Here is a 16,889-nt window from a genome sequence, read left to right as displayed (position 1 = left end):
AAATCCCTGCACTACCTTATCAATAAGCCTATTCTGCCCGCAGGCTCTTTACCGGGTTGGCTAATGCAGCCTTCAGCGCCTGGTAGCTCACCGTTGCCAATGCAATAGCCATAGCCAGCAAACCCGCAAACATAAAGATCCAGCCACTGATGGCAATCCTGTATTCATATGCCTGCAACCAGCGATGCATCATCCACCAGGCCACCGGGAATGCAAGCAGGCAGGAAATACCCACCAGCTTCATATACTCCCTTGATAATAAGCCCGTGAGCCCGGCAATGGAAGCGCCCAGCACTTTGCGGATACCGATTTCCCTGGTTCTGCGCTCGGCTGTATAAGTGGCCAGCCCGAATAATCCCAGGCAGGAGATAAAGATGGCAAGACCGGCAAAAAAAGCAACCAGCCTGCCTGTAAGCATCTCTTCCCTGAACAGGGCGGCAAATTCAGTATCCGTGAAAGTATATTCAAACGGGTAACCGGGATTGTAACGGGCAAATATTTTCTCCGTAGCAGCGAGCGCTGTATTAATATTAGCTTCCGGCTTAAAGCGGATGCTTATATATTCCGTGTAGGCAGTATTACTGAAAAGCAGGAACGGGGCGCTGGCCGTATACATATTATTATACAGGAAATCACCTATGACACCCACAATATGATACGCACGGTTATTATTATAAATAATACCGCCGACCCTGCCTTCTGCTCCCATGCTTACCGCCATTGAATGATTGATGATCACGTTGTTACTGTCCGTACGCGCGTCGGTATTAAAATCCCTGCCTGCCAGCAACTGCATACTCATGGTGTTAAGATATTGCGGGCTTACGCCGTCGTAGGTAATAAGCACATTCTTTTCAGGGTCTTTTCCATTCCACGTATAGTTGTCGGCGTTATACCAGATCTTCAGCATGGGCGACTGGCTCAAAGCGGCATTGGCAACCATGCCGGTTTCCTGCAGGTCGTGTAGTATCGCCTCAAAATGATCCCTGACATGCCCCTGCATATTAACAGATAACAGACGGTCCTTATCAAATCCCAGGTTACGGGACTTCACATGGTTAATCTGCTGGTATACGATGATAGTGCAGATGATTAATATAATGGAAACGGAAAACTGTGTAACCACAAGGCCACGCCGGATAAAACCAGCCAGCACATTACCGCTGCCTTTCATTTTTTTTAATACGCCCACCAGGCTAAACGAGGAAAGGTAAAAAGCCGGGTAACTGCCTGCCACCGCGCCGGTAAGCAATCCTATCAGCAACAGCGCACCGGTGTGTGATGGCTTCCACAACGAAAGCGACAACTGTTTGCCAATAACAGCATTAAACACCGGCAGCACCAATAACAGGATCAGTACAGCAAGTATTACGGCGATAAAGGCCATCGTAACAGATTCTGTCATGAATTGCAACAGCAGCTTATCCCGGCCGGCGCCCATTACCTTACGCACGCCCACTTCACGGGCGCGCTTTTCAGCGCCCGCCGTAGCGAGGTTCATAAAATTAATACAGGCAATTAACAGGATAATGCCAGCTATGATACTAAACAAACGGACGTACTGGATACGGCCCCCGCTAACCCTGCCATCGGTATACTGATCATACAGGTTCCAGTCGTCCATAGCCTGTAAAAAGCACACCGTATTGGTCCTTGTTTTTGTACTGAGATATGTTTTCAACTGCTGGTTCACCGCTGCTACATCTGCATGAGGCGATAACTGCACATAAGTGCGGACGCCGTTGGCGTCCCATCGTTTTATCCAGTCGTGGCTGGCCTCTATTACCTCAAAAGGCGCCAGCCACTGGAAATTAAAAGTACTATTCTCCGGGAGCGCTTTAAATACGCCGGTGATCATATAGTCGTCGCCGTTATTCACGGTAAGCGTTTTGCCCACGGCATCTGTGGTGCCAAAGAAAGCAGTGGCCATCCGCTCGCTGATCACCAGGGAATTTACCTGCTGAAAAGCCGTGGCAGGATTGCCGCCGGTAAACTGCAGCCCCAGCATGGCAAACAACGAAGCATCCGTATAATGCCCGTCTATATTCATGTGCTTATCCTTCCAGCTAAACAGCTCCCGGGAATTGCCTCCGCTGCGGGCGGCCCTTACCACGCCGGACACATCCTGCGGCAATGCCTTCCCCATAGGCCCCGGCGTGCCCATGTAAGTGGAAATTTTACCATCATGGGTCTGGTTTTCCCTGACTATGTACAGGTGCTCATAGCCGGGTATATCGTGGTTAAACGTAAGCTCAGATTCTATCCACAGACAGATAAGCGCCGTACAAACAATACCTGCGGTGAGGCCCGCAATATTCAATATACTGTATCCCCTGTTTCTGCGGAAATGGCGAAAGGCAATATTGAAATAGTTTGCGATCATAGCTTTTGGTTGAAAATGAAACACATGCAAGCGCCCAAAGAAAATGCCAGCAAATAGCGCTATGAAAACCAATTGCTTACTTTGCGAATGTCGGGATAAACTGTCCGGAAATGGGAACGGGTGTTCAGAAGCGGACAACAAGGCATACGGTGATGAGCACTAAATCTACGGGAAAAGTAATCGTTATAAAGTCACCAGTTGCCGTCGAAGCGCCTCCAGCACCATACCAGTACGGCTTTGTACATTTAATTTATTAAACAATATTTCACGGTAGCCATCCACGGTTCTTTCCGTTACATTCATTTTAGCGGCAATGGCTTTATAGGTAAGATCGCTGCAGGCCAGGTGAAGGAATTCCCGTTCCCGTTCTGTGAGCGTTTGTTTTTGCTCCGACTGCAACAGCAGGCGGCGGTAATTAACATTGGAGGCATCGTTGCTGTACTGCCCTGTGGTGTAAATTTCCTGTAATGCTTTTTCCAGTTCTGTGGGATGGATATCTTTAAGGAGATAAGCACAGCAACCAGCCTTCAGCATTTCTATGATCGTGGCGTCATTGTCTTTCATCGACAGGGCCACTACTTTTACGGTGGGATATAATTTCAGTACGGCTTCCGTGGCTTTGGCCCCATCCATTACCGGCATATTTACGTCCAGCAGCAGGATATCAGGGGGTGCAGGCAGCTTGGCCAGTTTATCCAGCATCTCTTCTCCATTCATCGCTTCGGCCACAATGTGAAAGCCTGCGAATCCGCCCACCAGTAAACTAAGTGATTTCAGGAACAACTGGTGATCATCTGCAATACCTATGTTGATCTTCATAAACAAAAATTATTCAAGGGGTAATGTTATCAATACGGCCGTACCACCGGCAGTTGTTACCTCCCAGCGGATGTCGCCTCCAAGTAAGCTGGTACGGTGCTGCATATTCCGGGTGCCCATACCGATAGACGACATGCTGGTTTTATCAAAGCCCGAACCATCGTCCGCAATAATGACGATCAGTTGCTGGTTTGCCTTCCGGATGCTGATATCAATCACCTGTGGCCGGGCGTGTTTAATACAGTTCTGCATGGCTTCCTGTATGATCCGGAACAGGATGATCTGTGGCTCCGCCTGCAGGGGTAATTCCACCAGCTCATAGGTAAATTTCACCGTGATAGCTCTGCTGGAATTGAGCCTTTCCACTTCCGTTTTCAGGTTTTCTACCAGGCTGAACTGATCCAGCCACTGGCGGCTGAATGATTTTGAAAGCGCCCGCAGATGCTGAATAGCGGTGCTCAGGGTATCTTCTGCAATCTGCAACGTATCCGGGATTTCCTTCATGCTCCTTTGGGTAACATTGATCAGGAGCTTGGTACTGCTTAATAACTGGCCTATATCGTCATGCAATTCCTGCCCCAGATGGGCAAAGGCTTCTTCCTGCATTTCAATCTGGGACCACATTAGTTGTTTGTCGTAATCTTCTTTCATTAATTTAAGCTGATGTAAATATGCATCCTGCTTCTTCTTATAACTTATTACCGCAGCCACTACCACCAGTCCCATAATGGTAACCAGCAACGATATAAAAATCACCGCTACAAAGAGATCCTGTTTGACCGGAAGCATACTACGCCTTTTATCAGCATAATATACAACAGGTAATTGGATAATGAGTTCAACACCGCGAAAAAATGCCTGGCACGGGCCGTATCATTTTCCAGTAGCAGGTTATAAAAGGCGTTTACACTCACGGAAGCCGCGAAGTAAATAAAGAAGGCAAGGGTTAACCAAAAAACAGGGTGCCGGAATATAGATGCTTCACTATCCGGGGTTATTGAAAAAAAGGATAAAAGGCACCAGCAAATAACCAGGAAGCTTTCTATGGTGATGTTAATACCCGGAAAGGCACGCCATCCGTCCATTACAAAGCTGTAGAAAAGAGACACAAAGCAAAACACAAAAATGGAAATACCCATTAGTAAGCGCCAGCGATAGTCCCTGATTCCCGATCGGAGAATAATTGTAATCAAACTATATTCCAGCACCACAAAAAAATGATACACTATAAAAAAACCTAAACCTTTTGTACCGATAATTTCCACTATCACCTCTGTAATAATGGATACGCCGAGCAATACGGTCAGCAGCTTTACTTCCCTGTGCTCAAGGTGAAACAAACTGATAATAAAACAGGCTATCAATAAAGCATAATATGCATACACCCAACCGTTCATCGGCACAAAAAATTTAAATCAGGTTTAGCTATAAAAATAAAAGATCCAGGTCGGCCGTAGCAAGCGGCGATCCCTGGGCCTTCAGCAGGTCAAACAATTGCTTGAGCGGTCCTCTCGGGCCTGGGGTACCATTGCCTCTTTCCTCAATTTTTGGATCTCCGGTGTCATGTACCATATTATTGGTGGTAGCTTTCTGCAGCAATTGCGCATATCCTACCTGTTCCTGATCCGATGTAAGCCCTTCAGCCACCAGGCTGAGCTTTTCATCGGCCTCAGGAATGGCAAAATGAAACCGGATGTACTCACAGCCTTCCTGGCTTAAGATACGTAAAAGAGAGGCTTTACTGAAATCCACTGCATACGATCCCTGGAATAAGGGAATCAGTGCGGGATTCGCAATCAAAAATTTGTAAAAATTGTTCAGCATTCCAAAATACGCACCAACAGTAATTGGCATTCCATAGGTCACAAGCTGGTCCGAAGTAAAAGGCATACGGTAATCCAGCTGTTCAGTGAGAGGTTTCAGGTAGCCCTGGTCGTTACAACCATAGCCAGCAAGGGACATTTGATCACTCATGTTAGGTCAGTTTAGTGGAAACAAATATTTGACTTTTTACTCATGACTGTTACCGGGAAAATCCCCGGTAACATATTTTACTGCTATCCACCTGCACTGTCCTCTTAAAGTTTTAATAAACCCAGCTTGTAAAGGGTATTTACCGGTTTGTTGTCCCAGAACAGTTCAAAGTCCTCCAACCCCGCAGTCTCGTAACTGTCTTTCACTTCCTGCAACGTATAGGTTTTGGCATTAGCTACCGACAGCTGCTGCAGCATCTGCGTAAGCCATTGGCCCTGGGAGGGCTGCACGCTGATATTTACTTTCTCTTTTTTGCCCTGGAATGTTAAGGAAGACATTTCCCAGGTACTCCCCTTCTTCGATTTCGTAATAATTTCCATGGCCGGCTGTTTGCCCAGGTATACCACTTTGGATGTGGGCTTCACGGTCCCGGCTTCTTCCTCCATCAGTGCATTGGTGATAAAGTCGGGATGCACCGTGGTTTTCGGCACTTTAAAGTCGAACCATTTTGATAACGGGAAGTCCAGGCAGGCGCCGTGCATAAAGTTCAGCAGCGATTTCTTCAACCCATAGCTGAAAGCTTCATGGTCCGTGCCTGTGGGATCAATATGCATAATATCATTATTGGCGAAGGCGCCTGTTTCCTCTGTTTCCTTTTGTACATTGAACCTGGCAGGATTCAGTCCTACCGGGCTGTGGGCCGTCATGGTAAACTGGTGCCAGAAAGCCGATTGCAATATCCCTGCCTGGAACATCTGGCGCACCATTTCCAGCGCGTCAATGGTTTCCTGTGCGGTTTGTGTGGGAAATCCATACATCAGGTATGCGTGCACCATAATACCGGCCTCGGTGAAATGCCGGTTCACCCTCGCTACCTGGGCAACGGTAATGCCTTTCTGGATCAGCCCCAGCAACCGGTCGGATGCTACTTCCAGTCCGCCGGAAACCGCGATACATCCTGATGCCTTCAGCAACAGGCACAGATCCCGGGTAAAGCTTTTCTCAAAACGGATGTTCGTCCACCAGCTAACCGTGAGCTTACGCCGGATGATTTCCAGCGCCAGTGCCCGCATCAATGCGGGAGGCGCGGCTTCATCCACAAAGTGGAAGCCGTTTTGCCCCGTTTGCGCAATGATGGTTTCCATACGGTCGCACAGCAACGATGCCGTAATGGGCTCATATATCTTTATATAATCAAGAGAAATATCGCAGAAAGTACATTTGCCCCAATAGCAGCCATGCGCCATGGTAAGCTTGTTCCAGCGCCCGTCGCTCCACAGGCTGTGCATGGGGTTTACTACTTCTATGGCGGAAATGTATTTATCCAGCAGCAGGTCGCTATAATCCGGCGTGCCCAGCTGGGCCTGTTTATAATCATGCGTGGCGGAGCTGTTCACATAGGTTACTTTTTCTCCTGTCAGCAGGAAAGTACGTTTCAGTTCTTCCGCGGTTTTCTTTCCTTCCAGGAATAAAAGCAGGTTTTCCAAGGGCGCTTCCCCATCATCCAGCGTAATAAAATCCACGAACTCAAATACCCGGGCATCCGCCAGTGAGCGCAGTTCCGTATTGGGAAACCCGCCGCCCATCGCCACTTTCACGGCAGGATAATGCTGTTTGATCCACTGTCCGCAGCGCAATGCCGCGTACAGGTTGCCGGGAAAAGGCACAGAAATGGCCACCATCGCCGGTTGTACCTGCTGCATATGCAATGCCAGCAAGTCGGTAAGGATAGTGTCTATATATGTATGATCCGCCTGTAATGCGGCATAAAGCTCATCGAAGCTGTTAGCGGAACGGCTCAGGCGCTCGGCGTACCTGCTGAAACCAAAATGCGGGTCCACACACTCCATAATGAGGTCCGACAAGTCTTCCAGGTACATGGTAGCCAGGTGTTTGGCCTTATCCTGCGTGCCCATGGCCCCGAAGGCCCAGTTCAGATCATCCAGTTGCGCAAACCGCGATGCTTCCGGCAGGTAATCCCGTTTGCAGATCAGGTGCGCCAGTGTGGGATTCTTTCCCTGCAAAAATAAAATAACCGCGTCTATGGTCTGTATATAGTCGTCCTGCAACACCAGCATCCGTGTTATATTCTCTGAAGCCGCTACCGGCGGGGCTGCAGCAATATGTGCAAATAAACGCTCCAACCCGGTTTTTGAAAATAAACGGAGCGTTACCTCAATACCCAGGTCCGACTGGAAGGAAGTAATGTTCTTTGTATTCAGAAATCCTTTCAGGTAAGCTGTGGCCGGGTATGGCGTGTTCAGCTGGGTAAACGGCGGTGTTATTAAAAAAACTGAATTACTCAAGTCGCGTTGTTTAAAACGCAAATCTACCGCTTTTTGCGGAGGGAGCGAAGGCGCTCCCCTTCGCATAGTCTACAAAATTTATAGACTTTTATTTGGAAATAATAAAACACCACTTTATCTTTGCCTCACCACCACTGATAAAAGCCACCACTCCATCAGTTCCCACCACCAGTTTTATTTTGTAGCATTACCTCGTCCGCCCCACCAGGACCGGCAACGTCTCGCATTTTATTCAATCAATAATATACAACCATGAAAACGCATAAGCACTTATTTCTTACCGGCCTGATGGTGACAGGATTATTTAACGGCGCCAACTCCTTCACCGCACCCAAAAAGCCATTTGTAAAACAAGGTATCTGGAGAGGTGTATTCACCCTCAGCGAATCACAGGTGCCCTTCAATTTTGAACTGAAAGGCAAAGACCCTGAGCACGCAGTTTTTACGCTCATAAATGGTTCCCGCCGCGACGACTTCCATGTACAACGCATAGGCAACGACTCTTTATTTATAAAGATGAACACCTACGATGCTGCCCTGGTAGCAAAAATTGAATCCGATGGTAAAATCACCGGCGAATACCGTAGCCTGGTGCCCAACTTCCGCGGCAACGCACTGCCTTTCACAGCGGAACACGGACAAACCTACCGCTTCGCGGAACCAGGCACGGAAGCCGCGCCTGCATACGATATCAGCGGCAAATGGGACCTGAAGATCTACAGTAAAGAACCAACTCCCAACCGCATCGGGCTGCTCAAACAAAACGGTAATAAACTCACCGGTGTGGTCATGTCTGTAGTAGGCGACAGCCGCGAACTGGAAGGAACCGTTCACGGCGATGAATTTGAGCTGTCCGGCTTTACAGGCCCCAGCCCCATCTACATCAAAGGAAAAATAAATGATGATAAATCCCTCACCGGGGAAATCAGCCTGGGCATCTACAATAACATCAAATTTGACGGCGAAAAAAATGCGGCTGCAGAATTACCGGATCCGTATAAGCTCACTTTCCTGAAAGAAGGTTATAAAAAACTGGACTTCACCCTGCCAGATCTCAATGGGCACAACGTTTCACTGAGCGACGACAAATACAAAGGCAAAGTAGTGATCGTGGAAATCATCGGTACCTGGTGCCCTAACTGCACAGATCAAACCTCCTTCCTCTCCCCCTGGTTCAATAAAAACAAAGACCGCGGTGTAGAAGCCATCGCCATCGGTTTTGAACAGAAAGATGACCTGGAATATGCAAAATATACCCTGGGTAAACTGAAAGAAAAATACAATATCCAGTATGATATTCTCTTTGGCGGCATTGCCGATAAGAAAGTGGCATCTGAAAAGCTACCCGCGCTCAACCGCATGATGGCCTTCCCTACTACGATCATCATTGACCGTAAAGGCGAAGTACGGCAGATACATACCGGCTATACCGGTGAAGTAACCGGCCAGTACTACAAAGACTATGTAGCCAAATGGAACCAGGACCTGGACGCTTTAATTGCAGAAAACTAACTTTAACATTTATTTCCGGATCTCGTAAACGCTAATCCGACCGTCAATATTAAATTGCACCAAATTTAAACACACAACATATGCAACGATTAGCATCACTGCTTTTTATTGGAGGATCCATCTTCCTCATGTCTTTCACCTCACCTGCTACTGTCAACAAAGGAGAAAAACCAACCAAAGCTGCAGCAGCCAGGAAAGCAACTGTTTTCCAGGTAGACAGTAAAGAAAGTAAATTAAACTGGACAGGTAAAAAAGTGACCGGCCAGCACGAAGGCACTATCAATATTGCCGATGGCAAACTGGAAGTAGAAAGCAACGTGCTGAAAGGCGGCAGCTTTTCACTCGATACCCGCAGCATCGCGGTAACCGATATCAAAGATGCTGGCGGCAACGCTAAATTACTTGGGCACCTGAGAAGCGAAGATTTCTTCGCAGTGGAAAAATTCCCCTCCGCTACTTTTGTAACTACCAACGTAACCTCCAAAGGCGGTGGCAACTACGAAGTAACCGGTAACTTAACCATTAAAGGCATCACCAACCCCGTTACCTTCCCGGCTACCGTAACTGTTGCCGGCAGCAAGCTCACGGCCAAAGCAGCTATTAAAGTAGACCGTACCAAATACAATATTAAATACGGTTCCAAAAGCTTCTTTGAAGGCATCGGCGATAAAGCCATCTACGACGACTTCGACCTGGATGTTACACTCGTAGCCGCTGCCAAATAATTCGTTCTTGTTTTTACTACCCCATTATATAATTCCTGGGGAGCACGGGCACTCCCGCCCATGCTCCCGGGAATGCCGATCCACCAACTCTGTTACAGCCTCTTAACAGCACCCTTTTTTAATCAACCAATTAATTTTTCTGCAACCTCCATGTTGCTACCGGGCATTACATGCCATTTATAACTTTTACCACCATGAAGCTGAGAAAAATGATATTCATTTTACTGGGAATACTATGTGCATACACTATTACAGCCGGGTTCAAAACCAGCGATCCGCCCACCAAAGCACAGCTGGGAGAAAAACTGTTCTTTGATCCCCTGTTATCGAAAGACCGCAGCATCAGCTGCGCATCCTGTCATATCCCGCAATTTGGATTTGCAGATACCCTCGCCTTCAGCAATGGTATTCATCATACGCCCACCAAAAGGAATACGCCTGGCATTACCAATCTTTCCGGGCGACCTAATTTCTTTTGGGACGGACGCGCCGCTTCCCTGGAAGACCAGGCGCTGCAGCCTATTATCAATCCCGACGAAATGGGGCTGCCTATTGAAGAAGCCGTGCAGCGCCTTAACGATGATGAAAGCTATAAAAGCTACTTCCGGCAACTGTTTAACAGTCCGCCAAACAGCAAAAACCTGCTGCAGGCTATCGCCGCCTTTGAGCGTACCCTGGAAACCGCCAACAGCCCGTACGACCGGTACATTGCCGGTGATGATAATGCACTAACGCCATCGGCTATACGCGGCCGCCTTCTTTTTATCGGTAAAGCCAATTGCAATAATTGTCATTCGGGAGAAGATTTTACGGCCGACCGCTTCAAAAACATCGGTCTTTATAACGGGACCACCCTAACGGACGCAGGCCGCTTTGAAGCCACGAAAGACAGCTCCCACCGCGGTTTCTTCAAAGTGCCCGGCTTGCGCAATGTAGCCGTTACTGCTCCGTATATGCATAACGGTATGTTCAAAACACTAAAGGAAGTAATTGCCTATTACAATGACCCCAACAGCATTGTACACGATGGCATCAACCGTGACCTGTCGCTCAGCAAACCGCTCCATCTCAGCAAAGAAGAAATGGAAGACCTGGAAGCATTCCTGGTAGCGCTTACCGACGACCGCTTCAAACTGAAAGATCATTAACCATAAAAAATCAACCTGGGCATGAAAAAAATTATACTGCCGGTCCTCTCTCCCCTGATGCTGCTCTCAGCAACACTAGCAGCACAGGATAAACACCTTACGGATACTACCAGCCAGCTGGGAGAAGTACAGATCGTAGGCAGCCGCAGCGCTAACCGTACCAAACTGAACTCGCCGGTACCTGTAGATATCATCGATATTAAATCACTGCAGGAAGCAGCGCCGCAAACCAGCATCACACAACTATTACAATATGTATCTCCCTCCTTCCATTCGGTAAACGGCTCCAATGCCGGCGATGCAGGATCTGCCCTGAGCCTGGCACAGCTGAAAGGACTTGGCGTAGACCAGTTGCTGGTACTGGTAAATGGTAAACGCCGCCATAAAAGCTCCAACGTGAACTGGGGCGGCCTTGGCAACGGCGCCACCGGGTATGATCTCAACTCCATTCCCGCCGGCGCTATAGAGCGCATCGAAATACTGCGCGACGGCGCCGCCGCCCAATACGGCTCCGATGCCATCGCAGGGGTGATCAACATCGTACTGAAAAAACAAACGGATGATGTGATCGTATCCACTACCGGCAGCGTCCGGCGCCGCGGCGATGGCGCCAGTACCCGCACCAATATTAACTACGGTATCAAAATAGGCGACCAGGGCGGCTACCTCAATGCCACCGCCGAATTTGCCACACAAGCCATTTCACTCCCGCCCGGCCGCGATGATGCAGGGCTGTACAACGGCCCCATCTATGGAGGCGGCGCCAACACCCGCGGTTATGATAACATCTATACCAAAGAAATAGACGATGCCATCCTCGCCAGCAGGGGCATCGACCGCCATTTCTTTGACCAGCGCGGCGGAGGTTCCAACAAAGCTAAAGACGCATTGCTGTTTTTTAATACAGCCATTCCCGTTAGTGACGATGCTGAGGTATATGCATTCGGCGGTATCAGTCACCGCAACTCCCAGTTCACCGCGGTATACCGCCTGCCGGGATGGACGGAGCGCAACAATACCGGTCTTTATCCCGATGGCTTCCTGCCAAACATGGACAACAGCATCACCGACAAATCCATTGCCATTGGCCTCAAAGCCCGGGCCGGTGAATGGAAGCTCGATATTTCCAATGTATATGGCAAAAATGATTTTGGCAACGTGATCAGCAATTCACTCAATGCCAGCCTGGGCCTCAAAAGCCCTACTACTTTCGATGCCGGCAAATACAACGCTTCCCAGAATACCGCCAGCCTTGATATCAGCCGTTACTTCCCCACCCTGCTGCATGGCCTTAACATCGCGTTTGGTGCGCAGTACCGCACAGAAACCTACCAGATCATTGCCGGTGAAGAAGCCTCCTACAGCAAAGCAGATCTCCGCCCTGTTTATACAGTAGATACTTCAGTGAACGGCGTGCCTTACCTGGCCGATGGCGGCCTGCTGGCGTTGAACGGGCTTTCTCCCGGATCACAGATCCATGCCGGGTTCCGCCCTTCAAATGAAGTGAATGTAAGTCGCGCTATTGTAGCCGGCTATGCCGACGTGGAGCTTAATGTTACCGAAAAATGGCTGCTGTCGGCCGCTATCCGCGCGGAAAACTTCTCCGACTTTGGCAACGTTACTACCGGTAAAATAGCTACTCGCTACAGCTTCGCCCCATGGCTCGGTATCCGGGGTTCCGCCAATACCGGCTTCCGCGCCCCCGACCTGGCACAGTTCTATTACACGGAAACCTCCACCAGCTTCCAGCAGGGCCGCGCCGTTGACCAGGTAACCGCTTCCAATAAGAACGCCGCTACCAGGGCGCTTGGCATTCCCTCCCTTACGCCGGAGAAAAGTACCGGCTACACCGCCGGCATTACTTCCCAACCGGCACGAAACGTGGAACTAAGCGTTGATGCCTATCTTATAGATATTAAAAATCGTGTAGGCAATACCGGTAACTTCTCTGCTACCGATCAAAACCTGCCGGCAGATGTAAGGGCATTGCTGCTGCAAACCGGCACCACCCAGGCAAAGTTCTTTTACAATGCATTCAGCACCCGCACACAGGGAATTGAATTTACCGGCAGCTATAAAATCCCCCTGCAACGCAACAGCCTGCAGCTGCTGGCTGGCGGCAACTTTGTAAAGAATGAGGTAACATCTGTAAATACTCCCAAAGGACTGGAACAATACAAATACGTCATCTTCAGCGAATCGGAAAAAGCAAGGGTAACAACCAATATACCACAACAGAAAATAACGTTGCAGGCTATACTGAGCACGCCCCGGTTCATCTTCCTGGCACGTGCCATTTATTTTGGTGCTGTTACTACTGCCTCTGCGCTCAATGCTAATTTCCCGCGGCCCGACTACTACTTCCAGGAGCTGAAGCCCATCTGGGTTACCGACTTCTCCGTAGGGTACCGCATCAGCAAAGCCGTACAGGTAACGGCCGGTGTAAATAATGCGTTCAATGTACTGGGCGACTATACCGACAAAGCCATTGCAGGGTTGCGCAACCCGTCTGTAGTAGGTATTCAGAACGGCAGTGCAGGCATTCAGCCATTTGTAAGGTTATACGCCCGTTTCTAATCCATTAAAAAAATCATCATGAAAAATAATCACTTCTTCTTCCTGGGTAGCTTTGCCATACTGGCTTTCAGCGCCTGCAACAAAACGGATTACCTGGATGTAAACGCCGGCGACCGCCCTCCGCTCTCCGCCAATATCCGTTTTGTAAATGCCCGTATTCCCGCCACCGGCATCCAGTTCTGGACGTTTACACAAAAAGTAACCACCGATGCCGTGCTGCCCGGCGCCACATCCCCTTATGTATCCACTACTTTCGGGAATGTGCAGATCAACTTTACGGAAGGCAGCGGCACTGCCTACAAAGCTTCCAGGCAGTTTGGCAACAGCGCTGCCTATTCAGCAACAGGCGGCCCTAACGGTCCTATTGCCGGATACTACCATACTGTATTTGCCGCATCCACTAAAGCCAATACAGGCAAAGACACCCTGATCCTTTTTTATGATGATCTCTCAGCCCCGCCTTCTGGAAAGGCAAAGCTCCGGTTTGTGCACCTGGCGCAGGGCATTGCGGGAGTAAACGTGAAACTGAAACAAAACAATGCGGAAAGCAGCCTGTTCACCGCTATTCCCTATGGAAGCGCCGGTGGCAGCAACCTCCAGGGATCCGCCTACGAAAGCGCGCCCTTCACTAACGTGAACGCGGGTACGGTTTCATTGACCGTAAGCGCAGGAGAAAATGCGGCGCCCATTGTTATTGACCAGCAGGGTTTAACTAATATCAATCTTGAAGCAGGGAAAATATACACAGTATTTATACGTGCAGACAGCAAAGGGGGTGTAAGCGCTGGCATCCTTTCTACCGGCGGTTTATAACGGTTAGCAATTGGTGGTTTGTAATAAAAAGAGGCTGTATCATAACTAACTTAATGGGTGTGAGAATCGCATATACGAAAATTTTCTCCACCCGGTACCCGAGTAAAATCGGGTAAAAGTTATTTATGATACAGCCTCTTTACTTTTTTATAAGTTGCCGTTAAAAGCTCACCTTGCCCCCTACTGTGATCCAGCGGCCGGGCATGGGCACAGCGCCAGCTTCCACATAAGTTACATCCAGCAGGTTGGTAGCATCTGCATACACCTGGTAACGGGGTTGCCTATACGCAATACGGGCGTCTAACAGGGTATAGTCTTTGTAATTAACGCGCATGCAATAACGCGCCGCGGCGGAAACACTGAAGTGGCGTGCAATATCCGTACGCACATTGGCAGTGAACTGGTGCCGCAGGCTTTCAATCACATATCTCGAAATTTTCGTGGTGATCGCATCTCCTTTAAATGAGGGAGAAAGATAATTGTAGCCGGCGTTCACACCAAAACTGTTAACCAGCGATCCTTCGCTGAAAATAGTGTTGTAGCCACTGTTAAGCGAGAAACCGGTCATATCCGCACGCTGGAAATTCTGCGGCTGCCAGGGAACTTTTGCCGGATCTACACCGCCGGCAGTATCTTTCACGAAGTCAATAAAATTGCTCACCTGCCGGTAGAACACCGACCCGGAGAAAGAAAACTTACCGCTGAACTTCCGTATGCCCGCTTCTGCAAAAGATGCTTTCTCTGGTCCCAGGTTTTCGTTGCCGGTAATACCACCGCCTTTATAGTAAAGATCTGTGTAAGTAGGCAAACGCTGGGCGGTACCTGCATTGGCAAAGAGCTTTATGTTGGACGTAACGTTAAAACCTATATCTGCACCGGGAAAGAACTGCCAGCCGTATACCGTGTTATAATTGAGATACCCTCCCACAGTAAAGCTGAACCGGCGGTCGGCCACCGATTTATACTCGCCGAACAGGCCCAGGTTGGTACGGTCGTGGTTACCGAGGTTAGAGCTTTTAATATGCTCGTAACGCCCTTCCAGGCCGGCGCCAAAGGTGCCGATGGCAGTGGTAAATGTGTTATTCAGTTCTGAATCGAATACATGGGTATTATGAAGATTCCTGAATTTATCGGGTTTTATGTAGATATAATCATCTTTGGTGTAGCGGTAGCTTACCCGTGGCGTCATCACCCAGTTGGGATTGATGCGGGAGGTATTGCTCACGGCGGCGAAAAGGGTTTTCACGGTTTCCTCTGAATTCAGGTCGCCGGGAGCGGCATAAAAACCATTGGCGCCATACCCGTTATTTACAAAGCCGGCCATCACATTGTATTGGTGCAGGGTATCGCGGTTAAAGGCAGCCTGGTAAAATGCGCGGTAGTTATCGTAGGCCGTGTTGTAACGGTAACCATTGCCCTGGTTACGGCTGGCGGAAAGCGACTGGCTGATGCCGTTCTTTACCAGCGCGCCGGTGGCGCCAAGACTGTATGCACTGTATAAATTATCCTTTTCATTCTTTTTAAAACTGCTGCTCCCGCTGCCGCTGATGCTAACCCCGCTTTGGGTGGCCTTACGGGTTACGATATTAATGGCGCCATTCAGTGCATTGATCCCGTAAATACGGGCAGCAGCGCCTCTCAGCACCTCTATATGGTCTACATCTGCCAGGGAAACAGGCAGGTTCATAATATTATGGCCCGTTTGCGGATCGGTGATCTTTACGCCGTTCAGCAGCACCAGGGTCTGGTCAAAAGTGCCCCCGTCGATGCCGATATCCGCCTGGATACCGCCCGGGCCCCGCTGCCGTACATCCAGCCCCGGTACATAGGCCAATACTTCCGTTATAGACGATACCGGCAAAGCTTCTATCTGCCGGCGGGTAATAATGGTAATGTTCCGGTTCACCGCCTTTACAGGCGCTGCCAGCCTGTTCTCCTGCACAATCACTTCATCCAGGTGGCGGGTGGTAAGCACGGAGTCTGCCTGTTGCGCAGAGGCGCTGCCACAGAGGCCAAGGAACAGGGATATCAGTAATTTGTTATTCGGTACTGCTACACGCATCTCTCTAAATGATTGCTAAAAGAGCGCAAAAGTACGTATTAAATCATTTATCCGATCAGGTACGGGTATTCCGTAATGATAACCAGGTATTACGGTCCATTTCAAACCTTAATTCCCCGTTCTTCATCAGGCCCTCATTCTTCCAGCCGCTGCGGGTGTAAAAATGTTCCGCCCGGGTTCCCGGTGCTGTGCCAAGCCAGAGCGGCCCCGGGTAAGTATCAAAATACCAGTTGAGCATAAGTCGCTGCAACTCCCGGCCAATTCCCCGGGCCTCTGTATGCGGATCTACAAACAAGGCCCAGATATTATGTGTGGCAGTATCCACAATAGCGAATCCCACGATGAGCCCGGCCGACTCACACAGCCATCCCTTACCAGCGCTGGTAAGATATTGCACATAATCAGTCGTGGTAACCAGCCCGGGGTTATTCAGCATGTTTTCTTTCACAGCCGCTCGGACACGCTGTAAACCGGGAATATCGCTTATAGTGGCTTCTCTGAAAATCATAGGGTTAATACGTGAACGGTTATACGTAATGACTTCACCTGATGAAAATATCAACCCTGTTA

At 49.2% G+C, this 16,889-nt stretch carries 13 protein-coding genes; 5 read left to right on the top strand and 8 right to left on the bottom strand.

Going from position 1 to position 16,889, the window contains the following annotated elements:
• Window positions 1-28: 28 nt before the first annotated feature.
• From FN124_RS21225 to FN124_RS21200, 6 genes are all read right to left on the bottom strand, one after another.
• Entirely contained in the window at window positions 29-2,383 is a 2,355-nt protein-coding gene (locus tag FN124_RS21225; protein WP_142686797.1) for an ABC transporter permease, read from the bottom strand.
• 183 nt (window positions 2,384-2,566) lie between these two features.
• Window positions 2,567-3,202: a response regulator transcription factor gene (locus FN124_RS21220; RefSeq protein ID WP_142686796.1), complete on the bottom strand. Its 636-nt coding sequence runs from the start codon at window positions 3,200-3,202 to the stop codon at window positions 2,567-2,569.
• A 9-nt stretch (window positions 3,203-3,211) separates the two neighbouring features.
• Entirely contained in the window at window positions 3,212-3,991 is a 780-nt protein-coding gene (locus FN124_RS21215; protein WP_142686795.1) for a sensor histidine kinase, read from the bottom strand.
• Window positions 3,961-4,599 (bottom strand): hypothetical protein, encoded by a 639-nt coding sequence (locus FN124_RS21210; RefSeq protein WP_142686794.1) that lies wholly within the window; start codon window positions 4,597-4,599, stop codon window positions 3,961-3,963. The genes FN124_RS21215 and FN124_RS21210 overlap by 31 nt, the downstream gene beginning before the upstream one ends.
• A gap of 28 nt (window positions 4,600-4,627) precedes the next feature.
• Window positions 4,628-5,176: a hypothetical protein gene (locus FN124_RS21205; protein WP_142686793.1), complete on the bottom strand. Its 549-nt coding sequence runs from the start codon at window positions 5,174-5,176 to the stop codon at window positions 4,628-4,630.
• 104 nt (window positions 5,177-5,280) lie between these two features.
• Entirely contained in the window at window positions 5,281-7,482 is a 2,202-nt protein-coding gene (locus FN124_RS21200; protein ID WP_142686792.1) for a B12-binding domain-containing radical SAM protein, read from the bottom strand.
• Between the two features lie 252 nt (window positions 7,483-7,734).
• Between FN124_RS21200 and FN124_RS21195 the strand changes: the two genes are divergently transcribed.
• The 5 genes from FN124_RS21195 to FN124_RS21175 all read left to right on the top strand — a co-directional run bounded on the left by FN124_RS21195 (window position 7,735) and on the right by FN124_RS21175 (window position 14,257).
• Window positions 7,735-8,994 (top strand): peroxiredoxin family protein, encoded by a 1,260-nt coding sequence (locus tag FN124_RS21195; protein WP_142686791.1) that lies wholly within the window; start codon window positions 7,735-7,737, stop codon window positions 8,992-8,994.
• A gap of 80 nt (window positions 8,995-9,074) precedes the next feature.
• Window positions 9,075-9,719 (top strand): YceI family protein, encoded by a 645-nt coding sequence (locus FN124_RS21190; RefSeq protein WP_142686790.1) that lies wholly within the window; start codon window positions 9,075-9,077, stop codon window positions 9,717-9,719.
• Window positions 9,720-9,913: 194 nt separating this feature from the next.
• Window positions 9,914-10,867 (top strand): cytochrome-c peroxidase, encoded by a 954-nt coding sequence (locus tag FN124_RS21185; RefSeq protein ID WP_260607552.1) that lies wholly within the window; start codon window positions 9,914-9,916, stop codon window positions 10,865-10,867.
• A 21-nt stretch (window positions 10,868-10,888) separates the two neighbouring features.
• A complete protein-coding gene (locus FN124_RS21180) occupies window positions 10,889-13,444 on the top strand; it encodes a TonB-dependent receptor plug domain-containing protein (protein WP_260607551.1) in 2,556 nt (851 codons plus the stop codon).
• Window positions 13,445-13,462: 18 nt separating this feature from the next.
• The gene (locus FN124_RS21175; RefSeq protein ID WP_142686788.1) at window positions 13,463-14,257 is read left to right on the top strand and encodes a DUF4397 domain-containing protein; all 795 of its coding nucleotides are present in this window, start codon (window positions 13,463-13,465) and stop codon (window positions 14,255-14,257) included.
• 160 nt (window positions 14,258-14,417) lie between these two features.
• On the opposite strand, the gene FN124_RS21170 is transcribed toward FN124_RS21175, so the two are convergent.
• The gene (locus FN124_RS21170) at window positions 14,418-16,319 is read right to left on the bottom strand and encodes a TonB-dependent receptor plug domain-containing protein (RefSeq protein WP_142686787.1); all 1,902 of its coding nucleotides are present in this window, start codon (window positions 16,317-16,319) and stop codon (window positions 14,418-14,420) included.
• Window positions 16,320-16,374: 55 nt separating this feature from the next.
• Window positions 16,375-16,827 carry a GNAT family N-acetyltransferase gene (locus tag FN124_RS21165; protein ID WP_142686786.1) on the bottom strand — a complete coding sequence of 151 codons (453 nt, stop codon included), beginning with the start codon at window positions 16,825-16,827 and terminating at the stop codon, window positions 16,375-16,377.
• Window positions 16,828-16,889: the final 62 nt, after the last annotated feature.

This window comes from Chitinophaga polysaccharea, from assembly GCF_902150045.1.
Taxonomy (GTDB): Bacteria; Bacteroidota; Bacteroidia; order Chitinophagales; family Chitinophagaceae; genus Chitinophaga; species Chitinophaga polysaccharea_A.
The sequence above is the reverse complement of the archived record's forward strand: the minus strand, read 5'-3'. Positions and strand labels throughout refer to the sequence as shown.